Consider the following 25,431-nt stretch of genomic DNA (forward strand, 5'->3'; position numbering starts at 1 on the left):
TAGGCACCCCTTGTTTGGCTTATGTATTTAGGCCACTCTATCCAAGGCTGGAAACTTTATGCCTGCTGAGGCCGTTGAAAGTAAGGGCGGACACCCCCGGTGGCCTAAACTGTTGCCTGCCGGCCGCATGCCCAAACGGGCAGGCGTGAGAGAGACATGAGGAACTATGACTGAGCGGAACCCCAAGCCCAGCAAGGCCGATCGCACGGCTGCTGCGCGCGAACAGGCGCGTGCCCTGCGTGAAGCCCAGAAGAAGAAGGAGCGGCGCAACAAGCTCCTGGTGCGCTGGGGCGTGGTGGTTGCCGTGGTGGCAGTCATCGTTATCGTGGCGCTTATCGTGGTGAATTCCATGCGGAGTGGCAACGGAGCGGAAGCCCAGACCGGAGAATCTCCGGCCAATGCCAACGAATTCGGCGGAATCACCGTGACCTCCACCACCGCGCTGGAGCCGACCGAACCGTTCAGCGTTGACGTTGCCTCGCTGCCGGAGGCTCCGTCAGAAGCAAAGGACGATGCACCGGTTCCGCCGGGCATTGAAGCAGCCGAAGCCGGCCAGCCGGTGCCGATCGTGGCTTATGTGGACGTGAACTGCGTGCATTGTGCCGACTTCGAGAAGGCCTACAACTCGCAGATCGCCACCTGGCTCGACGCCGGCGAGGTCACCTTTGAGTACCGCACCGTAGCGTTCCTGGACCGCGGATCACCCACGAACTACTCCTCGCGCGGCGCCAATGCCGCAGCCTGCGTGGCGGACACCAACCCGGAGTCCTACTGGGACTTCATGAGCGCCATCTTTGCCAACTACGACAACGGCGAGATCAAGAACGCGGAGCTGGCTGACATGGCCGAGTCCGTGGGGGCCGGCGATGCGTCCGACTGCATCCAGAATGATGGCTTCCGCGCCTTCGTGAACTACTCGGACCGTCTGGCCCGCGTGGACTACGTCAGCGGAACTCCCACCGTGTATGTCAACGGTGCGGAGAGCAACCCCAATGACTTCACTGCCGCTGTTGAGGCTGCAATCGAGGCCACCAAGTAAGTCATTTTTGGCTCTTCCTTGCGCGCCCGTTTCGCGTGGAACCCTCTGCGGGTTTCGCGGGAACGGGCGCTCTGGGTTAACCTTGTCTAGCGCAGTTGCCGTGTTTGCCTTTTTGGAGCACGACGACGGCGGTTTGCCGGCTTAGGCCGGCGCCGCCCCCTTAGCTCAGCTGGCCAGAGCACCTGTCTTGTAAACAGGGGGTCGCCGGTTCGAATCCGGCAGGGGGCTCCGCAAAACCCCTCCTGATCAGGCATAACGCCCGATGAGGAGGGGTTTTTCTATGGTGGCGAGTTACATGCTTGCCCGACCCACTTTTCCTCATCCCTCTCACGGAGCATGATCTGCTCAAACATGCTTCCAGGTGTTGCACGCCGGAAACACAGGGGAAACCACCACTTCCTAATGTGTAGTCATGACCGAGCAAACAACGCCCCAGCGCCCCAGATTCTACAAATCATTGTTCGTGCAATTGCTTGTCGCGGTGGTACTCGGAATTGTCGTGGGCTACGTCTGGCCCGAGGTAGGCGCGGCGTTCAAGGTGCTGGGCGACGGTTTTATCCGGCTCATCAAGATGATCATTGCCCCACTGATTTTCCTTGTCATTGTGACCGGCATAGCCCATATCAGTGACGTGAACGCCGTGGGCCGGGTGGGGGTCAAAGCCCTCGCATACTTTCTTGCCGCGTCCAGTTTCGCCCTGTTGTTTGGCATGGTGGTAGGCAACGTGGTGCGTCCCGGCGCCGGGCTGAACATCGACCCCGGCACCTTGGACACCTCTGCCCTGGATTCGAAAACCTCTGCTGAGGTGGCATCGCCTACGGAATTTATCCTCAACATCATCCCGGTGAGTGTCATAGACGCGTTTGCGTCGAATTCACTGCTGCAGGTGCTTTTCTTCGCCGTATTCTTCGGCGCAGCCGCCGTGGTGATAGGGCGCGAGACGTGTGAACCGGTTCTTAAAGTGATGGAAGCGACCTTGGAAATCATTTTCAAGGTCATGTCTTGGATTATGCGGCTGGCACCGATTGGCGCCTTCGGCGCCATGGCTTTCATTATCGGCGAGTATGGTCTGGCAACTCTCGGCACCTATGCCAAACTGATCGCCGCCTGCTACGGCGCAGCACTGCTGTTCATCGGCATTCTGTTCGTGATTGCCCGAGTTTGCGCAGGCGTTCCGTTGTGGCAGTTCATCAAGTACACCCGCGAAGAGTTCCTGCTGGCGCTCGGAACTGCTTCAACCGAATCTGTGATGCCCCGAATCATGACCAAACTGACCAACGCCGGGTGTTCCCGTGCAACAACCGGCCTGGTCATTCCCACCGGATACTCGTTCAATCTGGACGGCGCAGCTATCTATTTGTCCATCTCAGTGGTCTTCCTCGCCCAAGCATTCAACATCGATCTGAGCTTCGAGCAGCAACTGGGTGCCCTGGGCATCCTGCTGCTCACGTCCAAGGGCATGGCAGGGGTTCCCGGGTCATCTTTTCTGGCTCTGTCGGCCACGGCGGCGGCCCTCGGATTGTTCCCCGTCGCCGGAGTTGCCCTCCTGCTCGGCGCTGATCGTCTGATGGATTCCATGCGGGTGGTCGTCAACCTGATGGGCAACTGTGTGGCCACCTTCGTGGTGGCCAAGTGGGAAGGCCAGTTCGACCGGCAGGCGATGCTGGATGCCTTCGCCGGGCACGCAGCGACGGCGGACGGACCCGCGCCGGCCGTCACGCTACTGCCGGAACCGGCCGTCACGCTGCCGGAACCGGCAGCCGGGCCTGCGCAGGATTCCAAGGCACCCGCCACCATCAGGCTCCAGGGTTAGCCACCGGAGTGCAGCCGTTCATGATCATTCCAACCACGACGCCGTGGCCGAGCACGTGAGGCTCGACCACGGCGCGTGGTGTGTTCGAGGCGCCACCGGCCGGAGCGGCGGCCGGCGGGGTCAGACGGTGACCGGTCGGCCCGTTCCCGGGGACCCAGGCAGGGCAGCCGGGGACTCGCCGGGGAGGTTCGCGTCGCGCACCTCCTGGTACTGAGGGAGGTGGGTGTACAGCTCGTCGCGCAGCGGATTGCGGTGCCGTTTGACGATGGTGAACACCTGGTAGACCGCGACGGCGATGTTGGCCGCCAGCGAGATGGCCGACACGACGAACAGCGCGGTCGGGTTGTGCGAGGACTCGACAGCGAACGGCGACGTGCTCACGAACGTGGGGACCGCCATCGTGAACATCATCCACAATGCCAGCGTGTGGGCGCGGTGCTGGAGCCATGCACCCTTCTTGAGGAAGAACGCGGGGATGGTGCAGGAGATGAGCAGCGCCGCACCGGCGTAGAACGAGTGGTCACCGACACAGTTGTAGACGTAGGCGAAGTTCCACAGGTCGTACGCGATGATCCAGAACCACATCATGTCGGGCCAGATCATGTCCTTCGACTTGTCGCGAGAGACGATGATGCCCGTCCAGCCGCAGATGGTGAGCAGGTTCAGGATGCCGGCGATGGCGTTCATGTAGTTCCATGGACCGCCGACCATGAAAACGCCGTCGTGCATGCCCTGCAGGCCCGCCACCTCAAAGTCTCGGATGACCGCCTCAGCGATGTTGATCGCAAGGATCAGTGCAGGGAACATCAGCATCCAGCGGTTCTTCGCCAAGCGCGGGACGTACCGGATGAGCATGAAGCCCAGGCACCCGAGGAGTGCCGAGTACACCTTCACCCAGTGGAACCACGTTCCTGTGGACGATCCTTCTCCGGCCGTCGTGGGCCACACGAACACGGTCAGGAGGACGGGCAACGCCACGAAGAAGGCCAGACCGGCCCACTTCCAGCGCCGCGTCACTTCGTTAAGCGCAATGAGGGCAACCAGGACGACGCCGAACATCGCCCAGGAATACCAGGGAATCGATTCGTACAAGAACATCTAGGGACCTCTCCTTAGCAGCCCGGTGTATAAATGCCTTCGGATTTAAAGGTAGAAATGCCGGTAGCACAGGTCATTAGACAGATGAAGCGATGTGTCCAGTTCCGCCCGGTGTTACCTTCAGACATGACCGATGAGGTCCGCCCGGCGAAGCGTCATACGGATGCAAGAGCGGCTCTCGCAGCCGCGCTCAAGTCCCGGCTGCGCTCCCAGCCGCTCGACAGGGTGACAGTCACCGAATTGGTGCGGGACTGCGGGCTGACGCGGCAGGCGTTCTACTATCATTTCCCTGATGTGCGGCAGCTCGCCGTCTGGGTGTTCGAGACAGAGGTTGCCCGGCAGGTCCGCGCTTTTGCGGCTGAGGTGGGATGGGCCGACGGACTGGTGCGGTTGATGCTGTACATGCGCGATAACCGCTCGTCGACGCTCGGTGTCCTCAACGGTGTGGGCCAGCCCGGGCTCGAGCGTTTCCTGTTTTGGCAGATGCGCCCGATCACCGAGGCCGTGATGGACCAGGACGGTGGCGGACCGTCGCGCCCGCAGGACCGGATCCTGGTGGTCGACTTTTACACCTCGGCCGTGCTCGCCGTGGTGCTGCGATGGGTCGCGGACGGCATGGTCGACCACCCGTACAAGGTGGTGGGGGACCTGGAAATCATGCTGCATGGCGCCGTGCGGGAGTCCATCCGCAGGCTTGACGCGCGGGCAGCGCCGCCGGACGGAGGTCGACGGCAGTAACCGGGAAGTCCCCGCCTGATCGTCGACAGTTTTGAGGTGCTGGATATTTTCATGAAGCTGCCCTAGTCTATTTATTGTCAGAGTGACAATAAATCATCAGGAGAGCTTCATGGACGCGGTACTGGACTGGATGAACTCCCCGGCGGCAACTTTGCTCGGAGCACCCGTCAGCTGGATTGAAATCATCGGATTCGTTACCGGTGCGGCCTGCGTTTACGCCGTCGCCCGGCAAAAGTTGTGGAACTGGCCTGTCGGCATCGTGAACAATGTTGCATTCATGGTCCTGTTTTTCGGTGCAGGGTTGTACGGCGAGACCCTGCTCCAAGCAGTCTTTGCCGCCGTATCCGTCTACGGCTGGTACAACTGGGTCCGGGGAGCCCAAAACGCTGCCGGCAAGGGCGATCTTCCCATCCGCGACGGGAGCAGGACAGAAGTGGTCTGGGGTCTTGGCGCTGTTGCACTTGCCACGGTTGGCGTTGCCATGATCCTCACGCACGGCACCGACTCCCAGGTTCCCTGGCCGGACGCCTTTGTCCTGGCCGCTTCGCTCCTGGCCACTTACTGGCAGGCCCGGAAGATCTTCCAGCACTGGTACGTATGGATTGTGATTGACCTGGTCAGCATCCCGCTCTATTTCTCCCGTGGGCTCAATCTCACCGCCATCCTGTATATCGGCTTCACGGCCCTTTGCATCTACGGCCTGGTGGGGTGGATGCGGACCCGGTTGGCGGCAGGCACCCAGCGCGGCCAAACGCAGGAGGTGCCGGCATGACCCGCTTCGGGCAGGGAGTCGTCATTGGAAAGTTCTATCCACCGCATGCAGGACACCGGCACCTCATAGCCCGGGCCTCGGAGCAATCCGATCGGCTTGCGGTGGTAGTCCTTGGCAGCAGGTTTGAGAGCATCGGCCTTGAAGACCGCGTGAAGTGGCTGGCCGCGGAGTTCGACGGAACAAACGTCACCGTCATTGGCATGCCGGATGACTGCCCCGTGGATTACACCTCCGAGGCCGTATGGAAGGCGCACAATGAGGTGCTGCGCATGGCCCTCAAGATGAAAGGGATCACGGCAGTTGACGCGGTCTTCAGCTCCGAGGACTACGGCTGGCGGCTGGCCGACGATTTTGGGGCCGTCCACGTCATGGTTGACCGGGGCCGCACGGATAATCCCGTCAGCGGCACGCTGTGCCGGGATGACCTCAGCGACGCTTGGCAAAGCATCATCCGGCCTGCCCGGCAGGATCTGGCCGTGCGGATCATAGTGGTGGGCGCGCAGTCCACGGGCACCACCACTCTCGCCTCGGACCTGGCCCGGCACTACCGGGCCAGGTACCCAGGGCTGGCGGATGTCCCGGAGTATGGACGCCAGTTCACTTATGACAAGTTCGCGGCGGCGCAGGCCGCAGACCCCGACGCCGGCCTGAAGGATCTGGTCTGGACCGCAGAAGATTTCGCCGTCATTGGTGAACGGCAGAACCGGATGGAGAACGATGCTGCGGACCGGTGTCCGCTGGTGATTGCGGACACCGACGTCATCACCACCAGGCTCTTTGAGCGGGTTTATGTCGGCGAGCAGAGCTATGGTTCATGCCTGGCTGTGGACCGTATCCCGCGCCGTGATCTCTACCTCATCACGGATCACGACGGCGTGCCGTTCGAGGACGACGGATGGCGCGAGGCGGACCACCCGAGGGAAGAGATGACAGAGTGGTTCAAGGAAGAACTCACGGCGGCCGGAGCCTCGTGGATCCTGGTTTCAGGTAGTCCGGCCGAGCGCTTGTCCACGGCAACTGAGATTATTGACTTGATCATTGCCCGGCGGAACTCCTTCACCTCCCCGCCCTGGGCCACCCGGACCGTACTGACAGGAAGCTGATGGCCACTCAAGAGGAAAGGTTTCTCGCGGACTACGTGCCCCATGAGTATCCGTCAGTTGCGCTCGCCGTGGACCTGGTGGTCTTCGCCGTCACCGGGAGTACGCTGAATGCCGCTTTCGTCCGCCGCGGGACGCACCCTTTCAAGGGTGCCCTGGCCCTGCCCGGTGGATTCGTTTTACCGGATGAAGACGCGCTGACCGCCGCGTGGCGCGAGCTGGAGGAGGAGACCGGGCTGGACCTGGGCGCACACCGCGCGCACGTTGAGCAGCTGGCCACCTACAGTTCGCCGAACCGGGATCCCCGTATGCGAGTGGCGTCCGTTGCCCATCTGGCCCTGCTGGCAACCGACGGCCGGACCCTTCCGGAACTGTCCACGGGGAGCGACGCCGCGGCGGCCGAGTGGCTGCCCGTGTACGACGTCCTTGCAAACGCGGACTTGGCGTTTGACCACCGGGACATCCTTGGTGCCGGATTGGACCGGCTGGCAGGAAAGATCGAGTACACGCTCACTGCAGCGCGTCTTTTACCGGAGGAATTCACGCTGAAACAGCTCCGCAGCGTCTATCGGGCCGTGTGGAACACCGACAAGCTCGACGCAGGTAACTTCACCCGCAAAATGACCGGAGCCCTGCAGGACACCGGTCGTAAGGTCACCCGCGGCAAGGGTGCTCCGGCCACGGTATTCACGGTCAGGGACGAATATCTGAGCCCCCCGTTGATCCGGCCGGACCGGTGAGGGAACCGCGATGGTGTTGGAGCGGAAACGACAATAAACAAGTGCCGACACTTCGGCTTTTGTCATTGCACGGGTTCAATTTCCTTCCCCCGGGAAGCGTCCCCGGGGCATAGCCTGCCGCACCTGCGGCACCAGCTCCAGCAGATGCTCCTCCACATAGTCCAGGGCCAGCCGCACCGCGCCTGTGGGCACGAGCATCTTGCCCATGTCCGAGACAGCCAGCCGCGGCGGCTCCGCCACGTAGCCGGCGAGTTCCCGGGTCATGGCAGGCAGCAATGCCTCAGCGGATGCTGCCACGGCACCGCCAATGACGATCAGGCGGGGATCGAAGAAGGACGAAACAAGGGCCAGCACCCGGGCCATGCGCCGGGCAATCCGGTCCAGGATGTCCTGGGCCACCGGATCGCCGTCGACTGCTGCCTCGAAGACATAACGGGCCGAGGCGCGGTTGGTTTTCGACCCCACGAGGTCCCGGATTCGCCCGTCATGCCCCTCTTTGAGGGCGGCACTGCCCCAGAGGCGTGCCAGTTTCGCGATGCCGTCCTCGTTGCCGACGCCCTCAACCAGTTCCAGCCCGCCCATCGCACCCGTTCCGCCGCGGGCACCGTGCAGCAGCCTTCCGGCGTCGATGATTCCGCTGCCCAGGCGCTCGCCGGCGAGGATCACGGCGAGGTTCTTCTCTCCGGCACCCACGCCGCGCCACCGCTCGGCAAGCGCCGCCAGCTTGGCATCATTCTCCAACAGCATCGGCCAGCCCCGGACCTCGCCGAATTCCCGCTGCAGACCGAGGTCAAACATGGGTGCCGTTGGCTGGCCGGGGATGACGACGCCGTCGCCGGTCACCTGTGCGGCAACACCCGTACCGACGCAGAACACCTCAGCTGAGGTGATGCCGGCGTCCCCAAGCGCCTTGTCCACCGCGTCAGTCAAGATCCGCCGTCGGGCATCCGGCTGTCCGCCGTGGCGGGGGAATTGGGCCTCCGCGCCGCCCACGACGGTTCCGGCGAGGTCGGCCACCAGGACCCGGACAGTTGCGATGCCGACGTCGAGCCCCAGGACATAGCCGGCGTTTTCATTGAACTCAAAGCGGCGGGCCGGCCGCCCCTTCTGGCCTTCGGTGCGCGGGGAATCCGCCTCACGGGCCCAGCCCCGGGCAATCAGGTCATCACACACGGCGATCACCGTGGCGCGCGTCAGCCCGGTGGCTTCGATCAGGTCGGTGCCGGTGACCGACGAGGTTGAACGCAGCACTTCCAGCACTGCACGGAGGTTGGTGCGGCGCAGAAACTGGGGGGTGTTTGCGGAGGGGTCCATGGGAGTGCCTTTTGACGTGTGGCGGTAATAACAGCATAATTGTAGAAGGTAATAAATTTAGTGTCTAAATCTAATCCTGATCGAGCCTGAGGAGGCCCCATGACGGTACGTGTCGGAATTAATGGTTTTGGTCGCATTGGCCGCAATTTCCTGCGGGCAGCACTGGAGCACGGAGAAGGCTTTGAGGTTGTGGCAGTCAACGATCTGGGCGATCCCGCCCAGCTGGCGCACCTGCTGAAGTACGACTCCGTTGCCGGACGCCTGAGCGAAAAGGTCTCCGTCGAAGAGGGCAACCTGGTGGTTGGCGGTCACACCATCAAGGTCCTGGCCGAGCGCGATCCCGCCAACCTGCCGTGGGGCGAGCTGGGCGTTGACATCGTCATCGAATCCACCGGCTTCTTCACCAACGCCGACGATGCCCGCAAGCACATCACGGCCGGCGCCAAGAAGGTCCTGGTTTCCGCACCCGCCAAGGGCGATGCGTTCACCGTGGTCATGGGCGTCAACGACGCGGATTACGACGCCGAGAACCACGACGTCATCTCCAACGCTTCCTGCACCACCAACTGCCTGGGCCCGCTGGCCAAGGTCCTGAACGACGCCTTCGGCATCGAAAAGGGCCTCATGACCACAGTGCACGCCTACACCGCAGACCAGAACCTGCAGGATGGCCCGCACAAGGACCTGCGCCGCGCCCGTGCCGCAGCCCTGAACATGGTTCCCACCTCCACCGGTGCCGCCAAGGCCATCGGCCTGGTTCTGCCGGAGCTCAAGGGCAAGCTGGACGGCTTCGCCATCCGCGTCCCGGTCCCCACCGGCTCCGTCACCGACCTCACGGTCACCCTGGAAAAGGAAGCCACCGTCGAGGAGATCAACGCCGCCTACGCCAAGGCTGCACAGGACCCGCGCTGGGCCGGCATCCTCACCTACACCGAGGATCCGATCGTGTCCTCGGACATCGTGGGCGATCCGTCCTCCTGCATCTTTGACTCCGGCCTGACCCGCGTCATGGGCAACCAGGTCAAGATTGTCGGCTGGTACGACAACGAGTGGGGCTACTCCAACCGCCTGGTGGACCTCACCGGCCTGGTTGCTTCCAAGCTGTAAGGTTTCGCAGCACTACCAAAGCACAACGCACGACGGCGCCGCGCCGGACCGCTTCCACGGTCCGGGCGGCGCCGTCAAGCGTTAACACCGTTGGTCCTTCAACCTGAGCAGTGACGCCCCGGCCTGCGTGCGCCGCCCTTGTTCGCCCCGCTGCCAACCGCGGACAATGAATCGGATAGCGGCATAAAACCCGGAAGCACCAGTGGTGCGGGGCAGGCCACTGTCTAACTCGACAGGACACATCACATGGAGCTCGTTCCCAACAACACCCTTATCTGTGCAAGCCCCGAAGACGGGAGACGGCTGGCCCTCAGTCTGGCAATGCAGACCTCATTCGCCATTCAGCCCGATGACCACGTGCAGAAAATTATCCGGGACGCCTATATGAACAACCCTGACGGCCTGATTGCCGCCGGTCATGTGGTGGCCATTGAGTTCGCCACCATTGCAGCCGCCAACAATTACTGGCGCTGACGTCAGGCCTGCCGGTCCTGGCTCAGTGACTGGGTGAGGAATTCGAGCGTGCGGGCCCACGCGTCGTCGGCGGCGTCCTTGTCGTAGGCAAACCGGTTGGTGTCATTGAAGAAGGCATGGCCGGTGCCGGGATAGACATCCGCGGTGAAGTCGATGCCGGCCTCGGTCATGGCGGCTCCCAAATCGGGGAGCGTTTCCACAAGGTCGGTGTCCTGATCGCCGTAAAACGCCAGGACCGGGCAATTGATGGCGGCCAGCTCGGCGACGGAATAATCGGCCCGGCCGTAGAAGGACACGCAGGCCTTCAGCCGCGGCTCCTGGACGGCAAGGGAGAGCGCGAAGGTTCCGCCCATGCAGAAGCCAACGACGCCGATTTGTCCGTTAACGCCGGGGGAGGACTCCAGGTACTCGAAACAGGACTCAACGCGTGCCGAGGCCTGGGCTGAAAAGTCCGGACTGCGGAACGGTGACATCAGGGCCCGCAGCTTTGGCTGTGCCTCGTGGCGCTGTCTCGGATCAGGGTTGAAGAGCTGCTCTCCCAATTCCGTGGCGACGTCGTCTGTGATGCCGTTTTCGCCCAGCAGGTCCGGGGCCACCGCGAGATATCCCTGCGCGGCAAACCGATCCGCCACGCTGCGGATCTGGCCAACCAGTCCCCACGCTTCGTGAATGACAATCACGCCGCCCCGAACCGTGCCCTCCGGCCGGGAAACGTAGGAGTGAACTGCGGAGGAAGCTGTGCCCATTTCAATCATTTCGCCCATGCCGACACCCTGCCACAGCCAAGGCGTGCGGGGCTAGGGATGATGAGGCGGACGGAACGGGCTGTCCCTGGACTGCTAGCCCGGGGTAGCTTACCCGGCATGTACACAGTTCGTGAGGCAGGGTCCGACGACGTACCGCAGCTGGCCTGGCTCCGGCAGCGCTGGATTGCTGAGCAGGAAACTGGACATCAAGCCGAACAGGACCGAGGACCCGGGGTGGAACCAGCCGACGCCGGACAACCCTCCGCTTCCGTGTTCGAGGCTGATTTCCGCAGGTGGATGGAACGGAATCCGCGGACGTTCTTCGTGGCCGGGCACGGCCGGGAACTGGTGGGCATGGTGAATCTTCTGGTTTTCGAGCGGATGCCCAAGCCGGGCCAGGGGACTTCCTGTTGGGTGTACCTCGGCAACGCATATGTGCTGCCTGACCACCGCAGCACCGGAATCGGCACCGCGCTCATGAAGGCAGCCCTGGAATTTGCCCAAGACATCGGTGCCGTCCGCATGGTGCTTGCTCCCTCGCCGAAATCCGCCGAGTTCTATGCCCGGCTGGGTTTTGGACCCGCCCGGGAGTTGGCTGTCCACCGGTTCACCGAGAGGCACGGCGAATCAGGACCGGGAACGCGGAACCGGAGAGACTCCCTTGACGCTGATCGTCCCCTCGGGAAGGGTTAACCGCACGTTGGCACTACACCGCATCCTCAGGAGCCGCCATGCTGCGCATCCTCTCCATCGACGGCGGCGGGGTCCGCGGGATCATTCCGGTCATTTGGCTCACCCATTTGGAAAAGCGCTCCGGGCAGAGGACCGCAGACCTTTTCGACCTCATTGTCGGAACTTCAGTGGGCGGCATGATCGCCCTGGCACTAACCTGCCCCCGCGGCGGCGGCGCGCCGTACAGTGCAGCCGACCTCCGGCATCTGGATCTGACCAGCGTAAAGAGCATCTTCCCCCGCAAGCACGGGTCAGCCCGTCCCACAGCCGCACCCGGGACAGCGGCCTATTCCGCCGCACCGCTGCAGGAGTTTCTGCATCAGGTCATGGGTCACACCAAACTCTCCGAGGCGTACCGGCCCGTGGGAGTGGTGACGTGCGACCTGGTCCATACCCAGGCCCTGCACTTCGCGGGCGGAGGCCTGGACCAATCGCAGCTGGGCGATGCCGACATGGCGGTTGCTGCCCGGGCGACGTCGTCGCTGCCGCGGTTTTTCCCACCCGTCACCTATACGGACCCCGGTGGGCAGGCGCGCGAGCTGGTGGACGGCGGGCTGGCCGCTGATGATCCGGCGCTGGTGGCCTACACCCTGGGCCGCTCCCTGGCTGGGGCCGACGACGGCGTGCTGTTGGTTTCGTTGGGCACCGGAACCAGCCAAACCTCCTCCGGCCTGCTGCTGAGCTCGGAACAAACCAGCAGCACCGCAGACGTGCAGGGGATGAAACGGGACTTTTCCATGGTCTACGAAGGGCCGGGACAGCTGGTCCGGGAGAGCCTGCGCCAGCTTCTGGGCGAGGACTACGTCCGGATCCAGAGCCGGTTGCTTCCCGGTACCCATCACGATTCCGACGACGCGAGCCCCAAAAACATCCTGGGACTGCTGGCTACCGCCGAGAAGATGGTTCTGGAGACTTCCTCCGAGCTGGACCGCCTGTCCAACCAGTTGCAGGGCAGGTAGCCCCGAGCGGTCCCCCGTTCCCGCGGAACCTGCTGCCTGAGAGCTGTCACAAATCCCGCTCGACCGGTGTCCCATGTCCAAGCCGGCAATGAGTCGGTGGGTCAGGTGAAGGATCAGGGACAGGAGAAGGACATGGGAACCACAGCAGTTGTCCTGGGCGGCGGATACGCGGGAGTCATGGCGGCCAATCGGCTGGCCGCCGCAGCACGGCCCGGACTCGACGTCGTGCTGGTAAGCCCGGGAGAGCGCTTCGTGGAGCGGATCCGGCTGCATGAGTATGCCGCCGGAATCCGCAGTGATGCCACCGCCTCCTTTGAATCCGTGCTGCATCCGGCGATCCGACGGGTGTGGGACACGGCGCTGCGCATCGATGCTGCCGGCCGGAGTGTGCTGCTGGCCGGCGGCCGGCTGCTGAACTACGACTATTTGGTCTACGCAGTGGGATCAGGTGCGCCGCAGGTTCCGGACGGTGCGCTCACCGTCCAACAGCTGGAGGGGGCCGAAGATACCCGCACGGCACTCGAGGCGCTGGCCCCGGGCGGCCGGGTTGCGGTGGTTGGCGCCGGGTTGACCGCCGTCGAATCGGCGGTGGAAATTGCCGCCCACCGGGGTGACCTGCACGTCAGCCTGCACACGGAGGGTGTTCCCCTCCCGCAGGTGACAGCGGCCGCCCGCCGCGGTCTGGAACGGAGCCTTCGCCGCACATCAGTGGAGCTGCAGTCCGGCGTGCGGGTATCCGGGTCCGGTGATCCGCATCTGCGCCTGAAGGCCGACGTGGTGCTCTGGTGCACGGGTTTTGGCATTCCGGATCTCGCCTTGGACAGTGGCCTGCCCGTTGACGGGGAGGGCCGGCTGCTGCTGGAACCGACCCTGCGAGTGCCGGGTGAGGGCCGCATTTACGGGGCCGGTGACGCTGCCGTGATTGCCGGCCCGGAGTACGCCTACCTGCGGATGAGCTGCGCGGCGGCGATGCCCATGGGTGCTGACGCGGCGGGAAACATCCTGCGCGGAATGGATGGAGCACCCGGCATCCGGCATGACAGCGGATTCGGCGGCCAGTGCGTTAGTCTGGGCCGCAGCGACGGGCTGGTCCAGTTTGTTCGGGCGGATGACACCCCGATCCGCGTCCACCTGCACGGCAGGTTGGCGGCGGTCCAGAAGGAGATTATCTGCCGGATGACGCTGCGCTGGATCCGCAGCGAAATCAAACGGAGCGGAGCGTACACATGGCCCAAAGGCCCGCGGAAAACGACGGCGGAGCAGACTCAGGCGCCGGCCGGACGGTGAACCGCGACGACGATTTCCTCGCCCACCGCGGGATGGTGTTCACCATCGCCTATGACATCCTGGGGGCCGTCACTGATGCCGAGGACGTTGTCCAGGAAACCTATCTCCGGTGGCGGACGGTCGGGGAGCCGGTGCGCAACCCCCGGGCCTACCTGGCACGGATCGCCACCCGGCAGGCACTGAACGCCGTCCGCTCCGCAGCTCGGCGGCGTGAGGATTATCCGGGGGAGTGGCTCCCGGAGCCGCTCCGCACCGGCGCCGGCTCAACAGGCCCCGCCAACGCCACCCCGGAAACCGCAGCCCTGACCGCTGCCGAAGTCTCCACCGCCATGCTGGTGGTCCTGCAGACACTGAGCGGACCGGAACGCGCGGCGTTCATCCTGCATGACGTGTTCGGGTTTGGTTATCCGGAAATCGCAGAGGCGTTGGAAGCCGAACAGCCTGCTGTCCGGCAACTGGTGCACCGGGCGCGGGAGCGGGTGGAGACGGGAAGGCCGCGGACCCGGCCTGACCCCGCCGAACACCGGGCCGCCGTCGGACGCTTCCTGGAAGCCACCCTGACCGGCTCGCTGCAGGCGCTGCTGGATGTGCTGTCCCCGGAGGTGGTGCTGCGTTCCGACGGGGGAGGCAAAGCCAGCGCCGCACTGAATCCGGTGGTCGGACCGGAGAAGGTTGCCCGCCTGATGCTCGGGCTGGCCTCGAAGTATGCGGCCGGTGCCCTGCCGGAGTTTGTGGAACTGAACGGATTGCCCGCCGTCGCCTTCCGGGAGGACGGAAACGTCACCACCGTGTTCCAGTTAAGTCTGGTGAACGGACGCGTCCAGGGGGTTTACGCCATGCGAAACCCGGACAAGCTCGTTCACCTGCAGAGCCCGGCTGTAGGCTGAATCGGGTGACTATTTCCCCGACCCCGAGCCGCCGCTGGTCCGAAGACGCCATCCGGCGCATCGAAGCCGACAGCAACCGTTCGGCGGACACCCACCTGTTTGAGATCCCTGTTCCGGCGGGCTGGTCAGTGAAGGTGTATCTCAAGGACGAGTCCACCCACCGCACCGGAAGCCTCAAGCACCGGCTTGCGAGGTCACTGTTCCTCTTTGGCCTGGTCAACGGCTGGATTACCCGCGGCATGACCATTGTGGAGGCCTCCAGCGGCTCCACCGCTGTTTCCGAGGCCTATTTTGCGCAGCTGCTGGACCTGCCGTTTGTGGCCGTCATGCCGCGCAGCACCAGCGCGGAGAAGATCGCGCTGATTGAGCAGTACAACGGCAGCTGCCACTTCGTGGACGATCCGTCGCAGGTATACGCTGCGGCCGAAGAGATCGCCCGCAGCACCGGCGGCCACTACATGGACCAGTTCACCTACGCGGAACGCGCCACGGACTGGCGCGGCAACAACAACATCGCCGAATCCATCTACGGACAGCTGAAGCTCGAGGATTTCCCGGTGCCCGAGTGGATTGTGGTGGGCGCGGGAACCGGCGGCACCAGCGCAACGATCGGACGCTACATCCGGTACCACCGCCATGCCACCCAACTGGCCGTGGTGGACCCGGAGGACTCGGCGTTCTTCCCGGCCTGGCGTAATCCGGGGGCTCCCGCCGTCGGCGGTCCATCCCGGATCGAAGGCATCGGCAGGCCGCGGCTGGAACCCAGCTTCGTGCCTGCTGTCATTGACCACATGATCCAGGTCCCTGACGCCGCATCAGTTGCCGCGGCGCGGCACCTGCGGGAGGCGGCAGGCCTCCACGCCGGGCCTTCCACCGGAACCAACCTCTGGGGAGTGTGGCAGCTGGGGGCGCAGATGGAGGCCGAAGGCCGCGCCGGCAGCATCGTTTCGCTGATGTGTGATTCCGGGGACCGGTACGCTGCCTCGTACGGCGACGACGCCTGGCTGGCTTCCCGCGGCCTCGACCCGGCGCCCGCTGCGGCTTTGCTGACGGAACTGTTTGAGACCGGCCGCTGGCCGGAATAACGGTCGGACACGAAGTGCATTCCGGCCCAATCAGCCGGCCATGTCCTTTTCAGCGGTGCTGATCAGCTTTTCCTCGTCATCCCGGACATCCACGGGGCGTTTTCCCTGCAGCGACCGGTTAGGGGAATAGAACCACAGCGCCACCTGCTCGTCGGTCCATCCCGCCCACCGCCCGCGCCGAACGACATCCTTGACCGTGGGAATGGTCCGGCCGCCGGGTTCGTCAAACTGGAAACCCGGATACAGGAAGGTGTTGCCGCGGTGCACGGCCAGCACCCGTGCCTTGCCGGTCAACCGGCCTGCCCGGAGGTTGGGTCCGTAACCGAACCCCAGGCGCTGAGCGGCTTCGGTGATGGTGTAGAGGCCATGCTCCCGTTCCATCGCGCGCCACAGGGCGTCGGCATTCTTGCCGGACGGGATGGAACGGATGGCGCCGGTCGGATGGGAACTGTGCCGCTGGTGGGTGTCGCGGTCGCTCATAAGTCAACCGTACAACCGCCGCGGGCGTTGAGGCAGTGCGGGCGGCTCCTGCAGCCCCGGCAGAGGCGATCCTCTCCCGGGCGGCCGGCAGAACGGCCAAATAGGTTCTGTCCGCCTTCGGCTGGGATCATGGAAGCATGCGATCACTCAGCCATCAGGAAGCCACCCGACTTGCCGAGCAAACAGCGGCCGTGGCTGAGGCCCACATCCCCTACGGATCCGGACTGGGTGCGCCGGCATCATTCACCCTGGCTTGGCTGATGGCGGGAGCGGGCGTTGAAGACATCCGTGTGGCCAGCGGAAGCTCGGGCATGGGGGACCATTTCTGGATCGAAACGGCGGAATGGCGGATCGATCCGACGATGCGCCAGTTTGCCCGTCTGTTGCACCGTTCGCTTGTGGAGCCGGTGACGGAGCCCGGCAGCTTCGAGGCCTTGAAGTACCACAGCGTGCCGGCTTCCCGCGAGGAAGCGGTACGCGAAGTGTCCTACGGTTTCCGGAACGCCGTTGAAACGGAGGCCTTCGTCAATGAGATGACGGCCGCTGTCAGCCTCTAATCTCTTGAGGTCCTAACGCCCTGAGCCGGGCTGCTGCGGGACGCCGTAGCGAAGGAACACCACCCCGTTGCCGAACCGGCGCTCGTCGAGCAGTTCAAGGTCCAGCCGCAGCCCGTCCGGCAGGAAAGGCTTCCCGCCTCCGACGACGACGGGGGAGAGCAGCTGGTGCAGGTCGTCCACCAGTCCTGCGCGAAGCGCCTGGGCAGCCAGCATCGCGCCTCCCACGGACAAAGGCCGGACGGAGCCCTCTTTGAGCCGGCGTACGGCGTCGGAATCGAAGCTCCGTTCCAACCTGGTGTTGGTCGTATCCACGCCCGGCAGGGACCGGGAAAAGACAATCTTGTCTGTTGCCTTCCAGATGCCGGCATAGTCGCGGATTACCTCCGGTTCATCCGCCAGGGCCATGGTGTCCCACACCGCCATCACCTCGTACAGCGCCCGCCCGTAGAGGGCTGTGCCGATGCTCCGCTCCAGGTCGTTGACGAAGGCGTGGACTTCTTCATCCGGCGCGCTCCAGTCGAACTGCCCGTCCTCGTCAGCGACGTAACCGTCCAGCGAAGTGATGCCCGAATACACCAAACGTCCCATGCTGTTCCTCCTGGGCTTTCGCCGGCGGGCGGGGATCCGGCGCCGGTGGCTTCCGCCTGCCGGTGCCGCCACGTTAGCATCCGGTAGCTGCCGCTGTCGGTAATCTCAGCAAAACTGCGCACGTTCTCCGCTTCGCGCCGGGCGGCCACTCGATCGAGCGGGGCAATGAAAGGGTAGGTGCCACGTGCACGACAACCGTGAACTGGTGGAAGCACGAATCAACAGGTTTCTCCGGGAACGGCTGCCCGGAAACCTCTGGCGGGACCGGAGGCCGGCGGAACTGGCAGTCTGGCAGGCGCCGGGGGAGCCGGTTCCCTTTTCCCAGGCCGTCCATCAGGAGTTTTTGCCCTTTGCCGCCGGCCAGGCCTGGGGCGCTCCCTGGGGAACCACCTGGTTCCGCATCTCGGGTACGGTTCCGCTGGAATGGCGGGGCCCCGGAGCAGGCCGGCCGGAACTGCTCATCGACCTGGGGTTCAGCGGCGACGGCCCCGGCTTTGAGGCGGAAGCACTGGTGTACACGCCGTCGGGAGACATCGTGAAGGCCGTGGAACCGCGCAACCTGTACGTCCCGCTGCGGCAGCAGCCGGGGAAATCCTTTGAGTTTTATGTGGAAGCAGCGTCCAATCCAAACATCATTTCCGGCTTCACCTACGCGCCAACACCATTGGGAGATCCGGCGACCGCGGGCGGGAACCCGCTGTACGTGTTCCGCGGGGCGGATGCTGCTCTGCTGGATGTCGAGGCGTGGAACTTGGCGCAGGATTTCTGGACCCTCAACGGTCTGATGCATGAATTGCCGATGGACCTTCCCCGGAGGTATGACATCCTCCGGGCCATGGAACGGGCGGTCACTGCCGTCGACCCGTCTGATGTCTCCGGAACCGCAACGGCAGCCCGGGCAGAGCTTGCCGAAGTGCTGTCCACACCCGCCAACGCCAGCGCGCATCGCGTGCACGCCGTCGGGCACGCCCACATTGACAGTGCCTGGCTGTGGCCGGTGCGGGAGACGGTTCGCAAAGTCGCCCGCACCTTCGCCAATGTGCTGGAGCTGATGGAGCAGGATCCCGAGTTTGTTTTCACCGCATCCTCTGCCCAGCAGTACGCCTGGCTCAAGCAGTACTATCCGGATCTGTTCTCCCGGGTCGCGGAAAAGGTGGCCACCGGCCGGTTTGTGCCCACCGGGGGCATGTGGGTGGAGGCCGACACCAACCTGCCCGGAGGCGAGGCGATGGCCCGGCAGTTCCTGGCCGGAAAGAAGTTCTTCCTCGAGAACTTCGGCGTCGAATCAGAGGTCGTATGGCTGCCGGACTCCTTTGGATACTCTGCGGCGCTGCCGCAAATCGCCCGGGCGGCCAACTGCCGCTGGTTCCTGACCCAGAAGATCTCCTGGAATGAGACCAACGTGGTGCCGCACAGCACGTTCCGCTGGGAAGGAATCGACGGATCCTCCCTGTTCACGCATTTTCCGCCGGTGGACACCTACAATTCCGACCTGTCCGGGCGGGAACTGGCCCGTGCCCAGCGCGGGTACAAGGAGAAGGGGTTTGCAAACACTTCGCTGGTGCCGTTCGGGTGGGGCGACGGCGGCGGCGGGCCAACCCGGGAAATGCTGGCTGCCGCCCGCCGCACCGCTTCGTTGGAGGGATCACCCGCAGTAAGGCTGTCCAGCCCGGTGCACTTTTTTGCCGTGGCGGAGGCTGAGCTGAAGGACCCGGCGGTCTGGTCCGGAGAGCTGTACTTGGAGTTCCACCGCGGCACCTACACCAGCCAGGCCAATACCAAGAAGGGCAACCGCCGCAGTGAGCACCTGCTGCGCGAGGCCGAGCTGTGGGCGGTGGCAGCCTTCCTGGCCACGGAAGCCGACTATCCCTATGACGCTCTGGAACAGGCCTGGCAGACGGTCCTGTTGCAGCAGTTCCACGACATCCTGCCGGGAACCTCCATCGCCTGGGTGTATCAGGAGGCGGAGCGGAACTATGCACTGGTGTCGGCCGGGCTTGAGGACCTGATCGAGCACTCGGCGCGGGCGCTGCTGGGCGACGGAGACCGGACGGCGGCGCTCAATGCCGGCCCGTTCGCCGCGGCAGGGGTGGCTGCCGGGGGCGCAGGACCGGTGCCCGGACCGGCTCCCTGGACGTGGCAGCGTTCCACCGAGGGCTGGGTTATCGGCAGCGACCGGCTGCAGCTCGTCGTGGACGGGGAGGGGCTGTTCCGTTCCCTCACCGAGCTTCCCGGCGGCCGCGACGCCTTCCTGCCGGGGCGGCCGGGCAACCTGTTCCAGCTGTTCCGGGACACCCCCAACCAGTGGGACGCCTGGGACCTGGATGCCTCCTACAAGTACAGCACCACGGATCTCATGCAGCCGGATGCCATGGACGTCGAGGAGGGCAGCGGAGGCCGGACCCTTCGACTTACACGCTCCTTCGGGAACTCGTCGATCGTCCAGCGGATCTCCCTCAGCCCCGACGGAACGGCGGTGGACCTGGAGGTGGAGGTGGACTGGCACGAGCAGCAAAAGCTGCTGAAGTTTGCCTTTCCCCTGGATGTGCACGCCGCCCAGGCGGCCTCGGAAATCCAGTTTGGCCATCTGTACCGCCCTACGCATGCCAACACCTCCTGGGATGCGGCACGTTTTGAAACGGTGGCACACCGGTGGATCCATGTGGGGGAACCCGGTTACGGGGTGGCGGTGGCCAATGATTCCACCTACGGACATGACACCTTCCGCGAGCTGGTGGGCAGCAGGAGCTGCACCACGGTGCGGCTTTCCCTGCTCCGGGGGCCGCTGTTTCCGGATCCCATGGCCGATCAGGGCCGGCACAGCTTCCGGTTTTCACTGCGGCCCGCGGCAAGCATCGCGGACGCGCTCGCCGAGGGATACCGGCTGAATCTTCCCCTTCGACAGATCAGCGGAGTGTCCCGCACTTCGCTGGACCCGGTTGTTGCCGTGGACAACCCGGCAGTGGTGGTGGAAGCGGTCAAGCTTGCCGAAGACCGCAGTGGCGACGTGATCGTGCGGCTGTATGAGGCGCACGGCGGCCGGGCCGGAGCGCAGGTCCGGGCGGGCTTTGCCTTTGACGCCGTGGCGGCTGCGGATCTGCTGGAGCGTCCGCTGGCTCCCGGATCGCCGCTCACCGGCCGGACCGGGGCAGGGGAAGCGGTGGGGCTGCTGCTTCATCCGTTCGAGATCGTCACCCTGAGGTTTCGGCGCGGGGGGCGGCAGGGCAGCGAAAAGACCAGCGCCGAAGGCATGAAAAACTGAAGGCATGCAACCCAGTGACACCGTCCAGCCGATCGTCCTGCTCGTGGATAAGGAAGACCCCGCCGCCCACCTCGATGCGGTGGCCGCGGCAGCGGTGGCGAGCGTGAGCGCCTACGCCCGGCGGGAGGAGGACGAGGCCTGGGACAACTGGGTGTACGGCCGGTTCACGAAGTCGGTCCGCCGCGCGGGACCCAAGGTATTCGAGAAGATGGCGGCTTCCGCGCCGTCAGGGACCGTCGCCGTCGGCCGGGCGAAGGCAGTGGCCTTTGAGCCGGTGAGCTATGAGGAGATGCCCAAGAAGCTGCGTGCGCTGCAGGTTTCGGGCACGCACCTGCCGGACGGCGAGCCCGTGCCCGGCAGCCAGGGAACGCCGCTCATTGTGGTGAACGCTGATCTTGAAATGTCCACGGGCAAAGCGGGTGCGCAGGCTGCGCACGCCCTGATGGCCTGGTACCTCACACTCTCGGCGGAGGAGCGCACTGCCTGGTACGACGACGGCGGCCGGGCCAGCGTCCGGCTTGCCGCGGGCGCGGAGTTTGAGGCGCTGGCGAAAGCGCCGGGAGCAGGACCGCTGATCGTGGACGCCGGGATGACGGAGATCGCTCCCAATACGGCCACCGCGTTTGTCGCGGCCGCCAAATAAGACGGCGGCCGCGGCTCTGCGCAGGTCCGGCGCGCTGGGACTTAGGCGAGGCGGCTGCGGACGATCTCGCTGACAGCCTTGCCGTCAAAGCGGCCGGCAACCTTGGCGGTGACCGGCTTCATGACCGCACCCATCTGGCGCATGGTCAGTTCCGTGCCGTCGGCCGTCAGTTCCGCCACGGCTTCATCCACGATGGCTTCGACGTCAGCGGCGGTCAGCGGGGCCGGCAGGTAGGCTTCGATGATTTCAGCTTCGGCGATTTCGGCGGCTCCGCGTTCTTTTTCGCCAGCCTCCAAGTAGATTCCTGCGGTGTCGCGGCGCTTGGCGGCTTCCTTCTGCAGGAGCGAAACAACCTGGGCATCGTCGAGTTCCACTGGGGTCTTGCCGGACTTTTCCCGGGTTTCGATTTCACCCAGGACGTTGCGGACCGTCATCAGGGCCGTGCGGTTGCCGGCCTTCATATGGGTTTTCATGTCGGACTGGAGCTGCTCTTTGAGTGTCATGCGGACTCGTTTCCGGTGAAGATTATTGAAGTGTGTTCTTCCTATGATCTCAGCTATGTGCTCTCAGCCGGGAGCGTCCGCCGCGGCGGCACAGACCAAACGGGTTCGCACGCCGAGGGACCGCAGATCACCGCCGGGCAACAGGGCATCGCCCAGAAGGGAACGCCCCAGCACGACGGCGGCGGCCCCGGCGGCCAGCCAGTCGGCGACGTCACCGCACTCGATTCCGCCTCCGGGAATCACCGGGATGTCCGGCAACGCCCGCCGAAGGGCCGCAAGATAGCCCGGTCCCTGGGAACCGCCGGGAAACAGCTGCACGGCGGTGGCTCCCGTCCGCCACGCAAGATGAACCTCGCTGGGCGTCAGGGCTCCGGGGTAGCTGGCCAGCCCGATGCCACGGGCGGCATGGACCATGTCCGGAGCCACAAGCGGGGACATCACAAAATCTGCACCGGCGCCCGCCGCCCGGACTGCGTCCTCGGGTGCCAGCACCGCTCCCAAGCCCAGCTCCGCGCCGTCGGGCAATCTGGTGGCCAGCTGTTCGAGCACCGTCAGGCCGTTTCCCGCCCACGGGGACAGCGCCAGGCAGAGCACGCCGTTTTCCACCAGGGTGTCGGCGACGGCCGCAATCCTGAAGCTGTCGGGGCGGTCATGGCCGGCGGATGCAGAACCGGTCTCAAGCACAGCCACGATTCGCGTTCGCTGCAGCCCGCTGCCCATCGGCGCCCGGTTCGGCATCGGTCGAACAGGTTCCGTTGTCATGGGCGGGGCCAAATCATGTGCGGGCCTTTCGCAGCTATGAGCGTGTTCCGGGGTCTTTTTCGCCGGCTTCCACGGGGATGCCGATGATGTTGCTGCCCACCGGCATGGGGCAGGTTCCGAACGCCGTGAAGGCGCTGGGATAGTTCACGGCCCGGTTGAAGTCCACGGTGACCGCGGACGTTCCCGGCTCCGGTGCATCGAAGACGACTTTGCGCCATCCGGCAGTGCTTTCGTTGTTGGTGGCATCGTGGAAGGCGAGGGCCAGCCGGCCGGACCCTTCAGCGCTGACCTGCAGCCGGTATTCCTGCTCTGCCCCGGGCAGCTGCAGCATCAGCTCACCCACGGTGACATGTACGCCGTCGACGGCGGGATGCGCGGTCCGGATCGGAACCTCCACCGGCTCGGGATAGGCCGCATACCGTCCCGGGACCACCAGATCGGAGCGGTAACCGAAGGCCGGCACACCGTCGAAATCGGTGAAGACCGCCGAGGCGGCGTCGCGGGTGCGGACCGCGCAGCGCCCGCCGCGCCTTGCCAGCTCCACGCCGATGCGCCGACCGTCCGACCCGCCGAAATACACCCACAGAAGCGATTCCTCGTCCGCCAGGGAGGCGGTGACGGTGCCGTCCACCGGGGCGCCGGTTTCGGCGAGGGTGATGCCGTCGCCGGCGGCTGCGGACAGCGTCGCTTCGGCGCCGTCCGCAGACCAAAGGCCTGGGAGGTGGTCCAGTGCTGCAGGTTCTTCCGTCAGCCACTGCAGCGAGGTCAGGGTCAGCCAGCCATGCTCCTGCGCCAACTCGGCATCCCGTGCGCTGCGGAACCGGTGCCATTCCTCTTGAACTTCGGGCGTGGGCGTACTCATGGGTCCTCCTGCTTGTCCGCCAAATAGTATTCGGCTCTCTGGAGGGAAGTGTAGCGGCGCGGTTTGTAGGATGAGGTATGGAAACCAACGGTTCACTGCCATCTCTCGACCAGTTGCGCCACCGCCAGACCGAACTGGTGGCTGCTCTCTCGGTCGAGACCAGTACCTCGGCCCTGGCCGCGCTGAGCACGGAGCTGGAAGCTGTCCTTGAACAAATCCAGCATCACGGCGGCAGGTCTGCGTAGCGTTTGAAGCCACCGGCACGGCCCGCATGAGTGGCCCAGCCAACACCTAAATATGAGCCACGCCTCATAACAGATAGGGTTGGTTGGTCCCATCTAAGAAAGGCCACCATGCACGACCGCATTCACCATGAAGGACTGCTTGAGCGCAGAATGTCCGCAGAACAGGCGGCAGCGCTCATCAAGCCGGGTATGACCGTGGCGATGAGCGGGTTTACCGGCGCCGGCTATCCCAAAGCCGTTCCGCAGGCGCTTGCCATGCAAATGGAAGAAGCCCACGCCCGCGGCGAAGAGTTTCAGATCAAAGTACTCACCGGTGCGTCCACCGCCCCCGAGCTCGACGGCGTGCTCGCGAAGGCCGGCGGCATGGAACTGCGACTTCCGTACCAGTCCGATCCCACCCTGCGGAAGCGGATCAACGACGGCGAACTGGAGTACATCGACATCCACCTGGGCCATGTGGCCCAGTACACCTGGTTTGGTTTCTACGGCCACATTGACCTTGCCGTGATCGAGGTGGTGGGCATCAACGAGGATGGCTCCCTGATCCCGTCGTCGTCCGTTGGCAACAACAAGACGTGGATCGAGCAGGCGGACAAGATCATCCTGGAAGTGAACGTGCAGCAGGCCGCTGCCATGGACGGCATGCATGACGTGTACTACGGCACGGCACTGCCTCCGCACCGCAAGCCCATCATGCTGGTCAACCCGGATGACCGGATCGGTGAACCGTACCTTCGGCTGGACCCGGACAAGGTCATCGCCGTCGTTGAAACCGATGCCCCGGACCGCATGACCCCCTTCGCCGCACCCGATGAAACCTCCACACAGATCGCCGGGCACCTGATCGATTTCTTCGGGGACGAGATCAAAGCCGGCCGGCTGACCGACAAGCTCCTGCCGCTGCAGTCCGGTGTCGGGAACATCGCCAATGCCGTTCTGGGCGGGCTGGCCACCTCGGGGTACACCGGGCTGACCGCGTACACCGAAGTCATCCAGGACGGGATGCTGCACCTGATCCGCGACGGCGTGATCCGGGTGGCGTCCGCAACGTCCTTCTCGCTGAGCCCAGCGGGAATCGAGGAGTTCAACTCCAACATAGAGTTCTACCGCAAGCGCATCATCCTGCGCACCCAGGAGATCTCCAACCACCCCGAACTCATCCGCCGGCTGGGCTGCATCGCCATGAACGGCATGATCGAGGCGGACATTTACGGCAACGTGAACTCCACCCACGTGGCCGGCACGGCCATGATGAACGGCATCGGCGGATCCGGCGACTTCGCCCGCAACGGCTTCCTGTCCGCGTTCCTCTCTCCGAGCACGGCCAAGGGCGGGAAAATCTCCGGCATCGTGCCCATGGTCAGCCATGTGGACCACACGGAGCATGACACCATGCTGATCGTGACCGAGCGGGGCCTTGCGGATCTTCGCGGTCTCTCGCCCAAGCAGCGGGCCCGCACGATCATCGACAAGTGCGCGCACCCGGACTTCCAGCCCCTGCTGCAGGATTACTTCGACCGTGCCAGCCGCGAGAGCTTCGGCAAGCACACCCCGCACCTGCTGGATGAGTCGCTGTCCTGGCACCACCGGTTTGTGGAAACCGGTGACAGCCGCCCCGCGGTGGCCGCTCAGGCGTAG

The 25,431-nt window shown here is 64.7% G+C and carries 26 protein-coding genes and 1 tRNA gene; 19 read left to right on the forward strand and 8 right to left on the reverse strand.

Annotated elements, in window-relative coordinates; all coding sequences use genetic code 11:
- Positions 1–166: 166 nt before the first annotated feature.
- The 3 genes from MUG94_RS02205 (at position 167) to MUG94_RS02215 (ending at position 2,852) form a co-directional block, all read left to right on the forward strand.
- Positions 167–1,039: a DsbA family protein gene (locus MUG94_RS02205; protein ID WP_227892548.1), complete on the forward strand. Its 873-nt coding sequence runs from the start codon at positions 167–169 to the stop codon at positions 1,037–1,039.
- A gap of 154 nt (positions 1,040–1,193) precedes the next feature.
- Positions 1,194–1,267, forward strand: a tRNA-Thr gene (locus MUG94_RS02210).
- Between the two features lie 184 nt (positions 1,268–1,451).
- Positions 1,452–2,852, forward strand: a complete 1,401-nt coding sequence (locus MUG94_RS02215; protein WP_227909075.1) for a cation:dicarboxylate symporter family transporter — start codon at positions 1,452–1,454, stop codon at positions 2,850–2,852.
- Positions 2,853–2,972: 120 nt separating this feature from the next.
- On the opposite strand, the gene MUG94_RS02220 is transcribed toward MUG94_RS02215, so the two are convergent.
- Positions 2,973–3,950 carry a DUF5692 family protein gene (locus MUG94_RS02220; protein ID WP_227909074.1) on the reverse strand — a complete coding sequence of 326 codons (978 nt, stop codon included), beginning with the start codon at positions 3,948–3,950 and terminating at the stop codon, positions 2,973–2,975.
- 126 nt (positions 3,951–4,076) lie between these two features.
- Between MUG94_RS02220 and MUG94_RS02225 the strand changes: the two genes are divergently transcribed.
- The 4 genes from MUG94_RS02225 to MUG94_RS02240 all read left to right on the forward strand — a co-directional run bounded on the left by MUG94_RS02225 (position 4,077) and on the right by MUG94_RS02240 (position 7,300).
- A complete protein-coding gene (locus MUG94_RS02225; protein WP_227909073.1) occupies positions 4,077–4,688 on the forward strand; it encodes a TetR/AcrR family transcriptional regulator in 612 nt (203 codons plus the stop codon).
- A gap of 109 nt (positions 4,689–4,797) precedes the next feature.
- Entirely contained in the window at positions 4,798–5,460 is a 663-nt protein-coding gene (pnuC, locus tag MUG94_RS02230; RefSeq protein WP_227909072.1) for a nicotinamide riboside transporter PnuC, read from the forward strand.
- Positions 5,457–6,563 carry an AAA family ATPase gene (locus MUG94_RS02235; RefSeq protein WP_227909071.1) on the forward strand — a complete coding sequence of 369 codons (1,107 nt, stop codon included), beginning with the start codon at positions 5,457–5,459 and terminating at the stop codon, positions 6,561–6,563. Before pnuC ends, MUG94_RS02235 begins: the two co-directional genes overlap by 4 nt.
- Positions 6,563–7,300, forward strand: coding sequence for an NUDIX hydrolase (locus tag MUG94_RS02240; RefSeq protein WP_227909070.1), 738 nt, complete (start codon positions 6,563–6,565; stop codon positions 7,298–7,300). Before MUG94_RS02235 ends, MUG94_RS02240 begins: the two co-directional genes overlap by 1 nt.
- Positions 7,301–7,375: 75 nt before the next feature.
- On the opposite strand, the gene MUG94_RS02245 is transcribed toward MUG94_RS02240, so the two are convergent.
- A complete protein-coding gene (locus MUG94_RS02245; RefSeq protein WP_227909069.1) occupies positions 7,376–8,614 on the reverse strand; it encodes an ROK family protein in 1,239 nt (412 codons plus the stop codon).
- 99 nt (positions 8,615–8,713) lie between these two features.
- Here MUG94_RS02245 and gap point away from each other — a divergent pair, with 99 nt between their 5' ends.
- Both gap and MUG94_RS02255 read left to right on the forward strand, forming a co-directional pair.
- Positions 8,714–9,721, forward strand: a complete 1,008-nt coding sequence (gene gap, locus MUG94_RS02250; RefSeq protein ID WP_104055998.1) for a type I glyceraldehyde-3-phosphate dehydrogenase — start codon at positions 8,714–8,716, stop codon at positions 9,719–9,721.
- Positions 9,722–9,967: 246 nt separating this feature from the next.
- A complete protein-coding gene (locus MUG94_RS02255) occupies positions 9,968–10,195 on the forward strand; it encodes a hexameric tyrosine-coordinated heme protein (RefSeq protein ID WP_227892556.1) in 228 nt (75 codons plus the stop codon).
- 2 nt (positions 10,196–10,197) lie between these two features.
- Here MUG94_RS02255 and MUG94_RS02260 read toward each other — a convergent pair whose 3' ends face one another.
- Entirely contained in the window at positions 10,198–10,959 is a 762-nt protein-coding gene (locus MUG94_RS02260) for a dienelactone hydrolase family protein (protein WP_227909068.1), read from the reverse strand.
- Between the two features lie 99 nt (positions 10,960–11,058).
- Here MUG94_RS02260 and MUG94_RS02265 point away from each other — a divergent pair, with 99 nt between their 5' ends.
- The 5 genes from MUG94_RS02265 (at position 11,059) to MUG94_RS02285 (ending at position 15,891) form a co-directional block, all read left to right on the forward strand.
- Entirely contained in the window at positions 11,059–11,634 is a 576-nt protein-coding gene (locus tag MUG94_RS02265; RefSeq protein ID WP_227909067.1) for a GNAT family N-acetyltransferase, read from the forward strand.
- Positions 11,635–11,672: 38 nt separating this feature from the next.
- Positions 11,673–12,632, forward strand: a complete 960-nt coding sequence (locus tag MUG94_RS02270; RefSeq protein ID WP_227909066.1) for a patatin-like phospholipase family protein — start codon at positions 11,673–11,675, stop codon at positions 12,630–12,632.
- A 132-nt stretch (positions 12,633–12,764) separates the two neighbouring features.
- Positions 12,765–13,919, forward strand: a complete 1,155-nt coding sequence (locus MUG94_RS02275) for an NAD(P)/FAD-dependent oxidoreductase (protein ID WP_227909065.1) — start codon at positions 12,765–12,767, stop codon at positions 13,917–13,919.
- On the forward strand, positions 13,859–14,806 hold the full coding sequence (gene sigJ, locus MUG94_RS02280; RefSeq protein ID WP_227909064.1) for an RNA polymerase sigma factor SigJ: 948 nt from the start codon (positions 13,859–13,861) through the stop codon (positions 14,804–14,806). The genes MUG94_RS02275 and sigJ overlap by 61 nt, the downstream gene beginning before the upstream one ends.
- Positions 14,807–14,811: 5 nt before the next feature.
- Positions 14,812–15,891 carry a PLP-dependent cysteine synthase family protein gene (locus tag MUG94_RS02285; RefSeq protein WP_227909063.1) on the forward strand — a complete coding sequence of 360 codons (1,080 nt, stop codon included), beginning with the start codon at positions 14,812–14,814 and terminating at the stop codon, positions 15,889–15,891.
- A gap of 30 nt (positions 15,892–15,921) precedes the next feature.
- Here the strand turns inward: MUG94_RS02285 and MUG94_RS02290 are convergent, their stop codons facing one another.
- Positions 15,922–16,371, reverse strand: coding sequence for a hypothetical protein (locus MUG94_RS02290; protein ID WP_227909062.1), 450 nt, complete (start codon positions 16,369–16,371; stop codon positions 15,922–15,924).
- A 137-nt stretch (positions 16,372–16,508) separates the two neighbouring features.
- On the opposite strand from MUG94_RS02290, the gene MUG94_RS02295 reads away from it, so the two are divergent.
- Positions 16,509–16,928: a hypothetical protein gene (locus MUG94_RS02295; RefSeq protein ID WP_227909061.1), complete on the forward strand. Its 420-nt coding sequence runs from the start codon at positions 16,509–16,511 to the stop codon at positions 16,926–16,928.
- A gap of 12 nt (positions 16,929–16,940) precedes the next feature.
- Here MUG94_RS02295 and MUG94_RS02300 read toward each other — a convergent pair whose 3' ends face one another.
- The gene (locus MUG94_RS02300; RefSeq protein ID WP_227909060.1) at positions 16,941–17,516 is read right to left on the reverse strand and encodes a dihydrofolate reductase family protein; all 576 of its coding nucleotides are present in this window, start codon (positions 17,514–17,516) and stop codon (positions 16,941–16,943) included.
- 184 nt (positions 17,517–17,700) lie between these two features.
- On the opposite strand from MUG94_RS02300, the gene MUG94_RS02305 reads away from it, so the two are divergent.
- A complete protein-coding gene (locus MUG94_RS02305) occupies positions 17,701–20,778 on the forward strand; it encodes an alpha-mannosidase (RefSeq protein WP_227909059.1) in 3,078 nt (1,025 codons plus the stop codon).
- A gap of 4 nt (positions 20,779–20,782) precedes the next feature.
- A complete protein-coding gene (locus tag MUG94_RS02310) occupies positions 20,783–21,421 on the forward strand; it encodes an aminoacyl-tRNA hydrolase (protein ID WP_227909058.1) in 639 nt (212 codons plus the stop codon).
- Between the two features lie 41 nt (positions 21,422–21,462).
- Here MUG94_RS02310 and MUG94_RS02315 read toward each other — a convergent pair whose 3' ends face one another.
- The 3 genes from MUG94_RS02315 to MUG94_RS02325 all read right to left on the reverse strand — a co-directional run bounded on the left by MUG94_RS02315 (position 21,463) and on the right by MUG94_RS02325 (position 23,548).
- Positions 21,463–21,924, reverse strand: a complete 462-nt coding sequence (locus MUG94_RS02315) for a GatB/YqeY domain-containing protein (RefSeq protein WP_104105006.1) — start codon at positions 21,922–21,924, stop codon at positions 21,463–21,465.
- A 63-nt stretch (positions 21,925–21,987) separates the two neighbouring features.
- Positions 21,988–22,686 carry a bifunctional 4-hydroxy-2-oxoglutarate aldolase/2-dehydro-3-deoxy-phosphogluconate aldolase gene (locus MUG94_RS02320; protein ID WP_227909057.1) on the reverse strand — a complete coding sequence of 233 codons (699 nt, stop codon included), beginning with the start codon at positions 22,684–22,686 and terminating at the stop codon, positions 21,988–21,990.
- A 34-nt stretch (positions 22,687–22,720) separates the two neighbouring features.
- A complete protein-coding gene (locus MUG94_RS02325) occupies positions 22,721–23,548 on the reverse strand; it encodes a DUF1684 domain-containing protein (RefSeq protein WP_227909056.1) in 828 nt (275 codons plus the stop codon).
- Positions 23,549–23,625: 77 nt separating this feature from the next.
- Between MUG94_RS02325 and MUG94_RS02330 the strand changes: the two genes are divergently transcribed.
- Together MUG94_RS02330 and scpC are read left to right on the forward strand one after the other, a co-directional pair.
- On the forward strand, positions 23,626–23,793 hold the full coding sequence (locus tag MUG94_RS02330; protein WP_227892570.1) for a hypothetical protein: 168 nt from the start codon (positions 23,626–23,628) through the stop codon (positions 23,791–23,793).
- A gap of 108 nt (positions 23,794–23,901) precedes the next feature.
- Entirely contained in the window at positions 23,902–25,431 is a 1,530-nt protein-coding gene (scpC, locus tag MUG94_RS02335) for a succinyl-CoA:acetate CoA-transferase ScpC (protein ID WP_227909055.1), read from the forward strand.

It is taken from the genome of Arthrobacter gengyunqii, assembly GCF_023022985.1.
Lineage (GTDB): Bacteria > Actinomycetota > Actinomycetes > Actinomycetales > Micrococcaceae > Arthrobacter_B > Arthrobacter_B gengyunqii.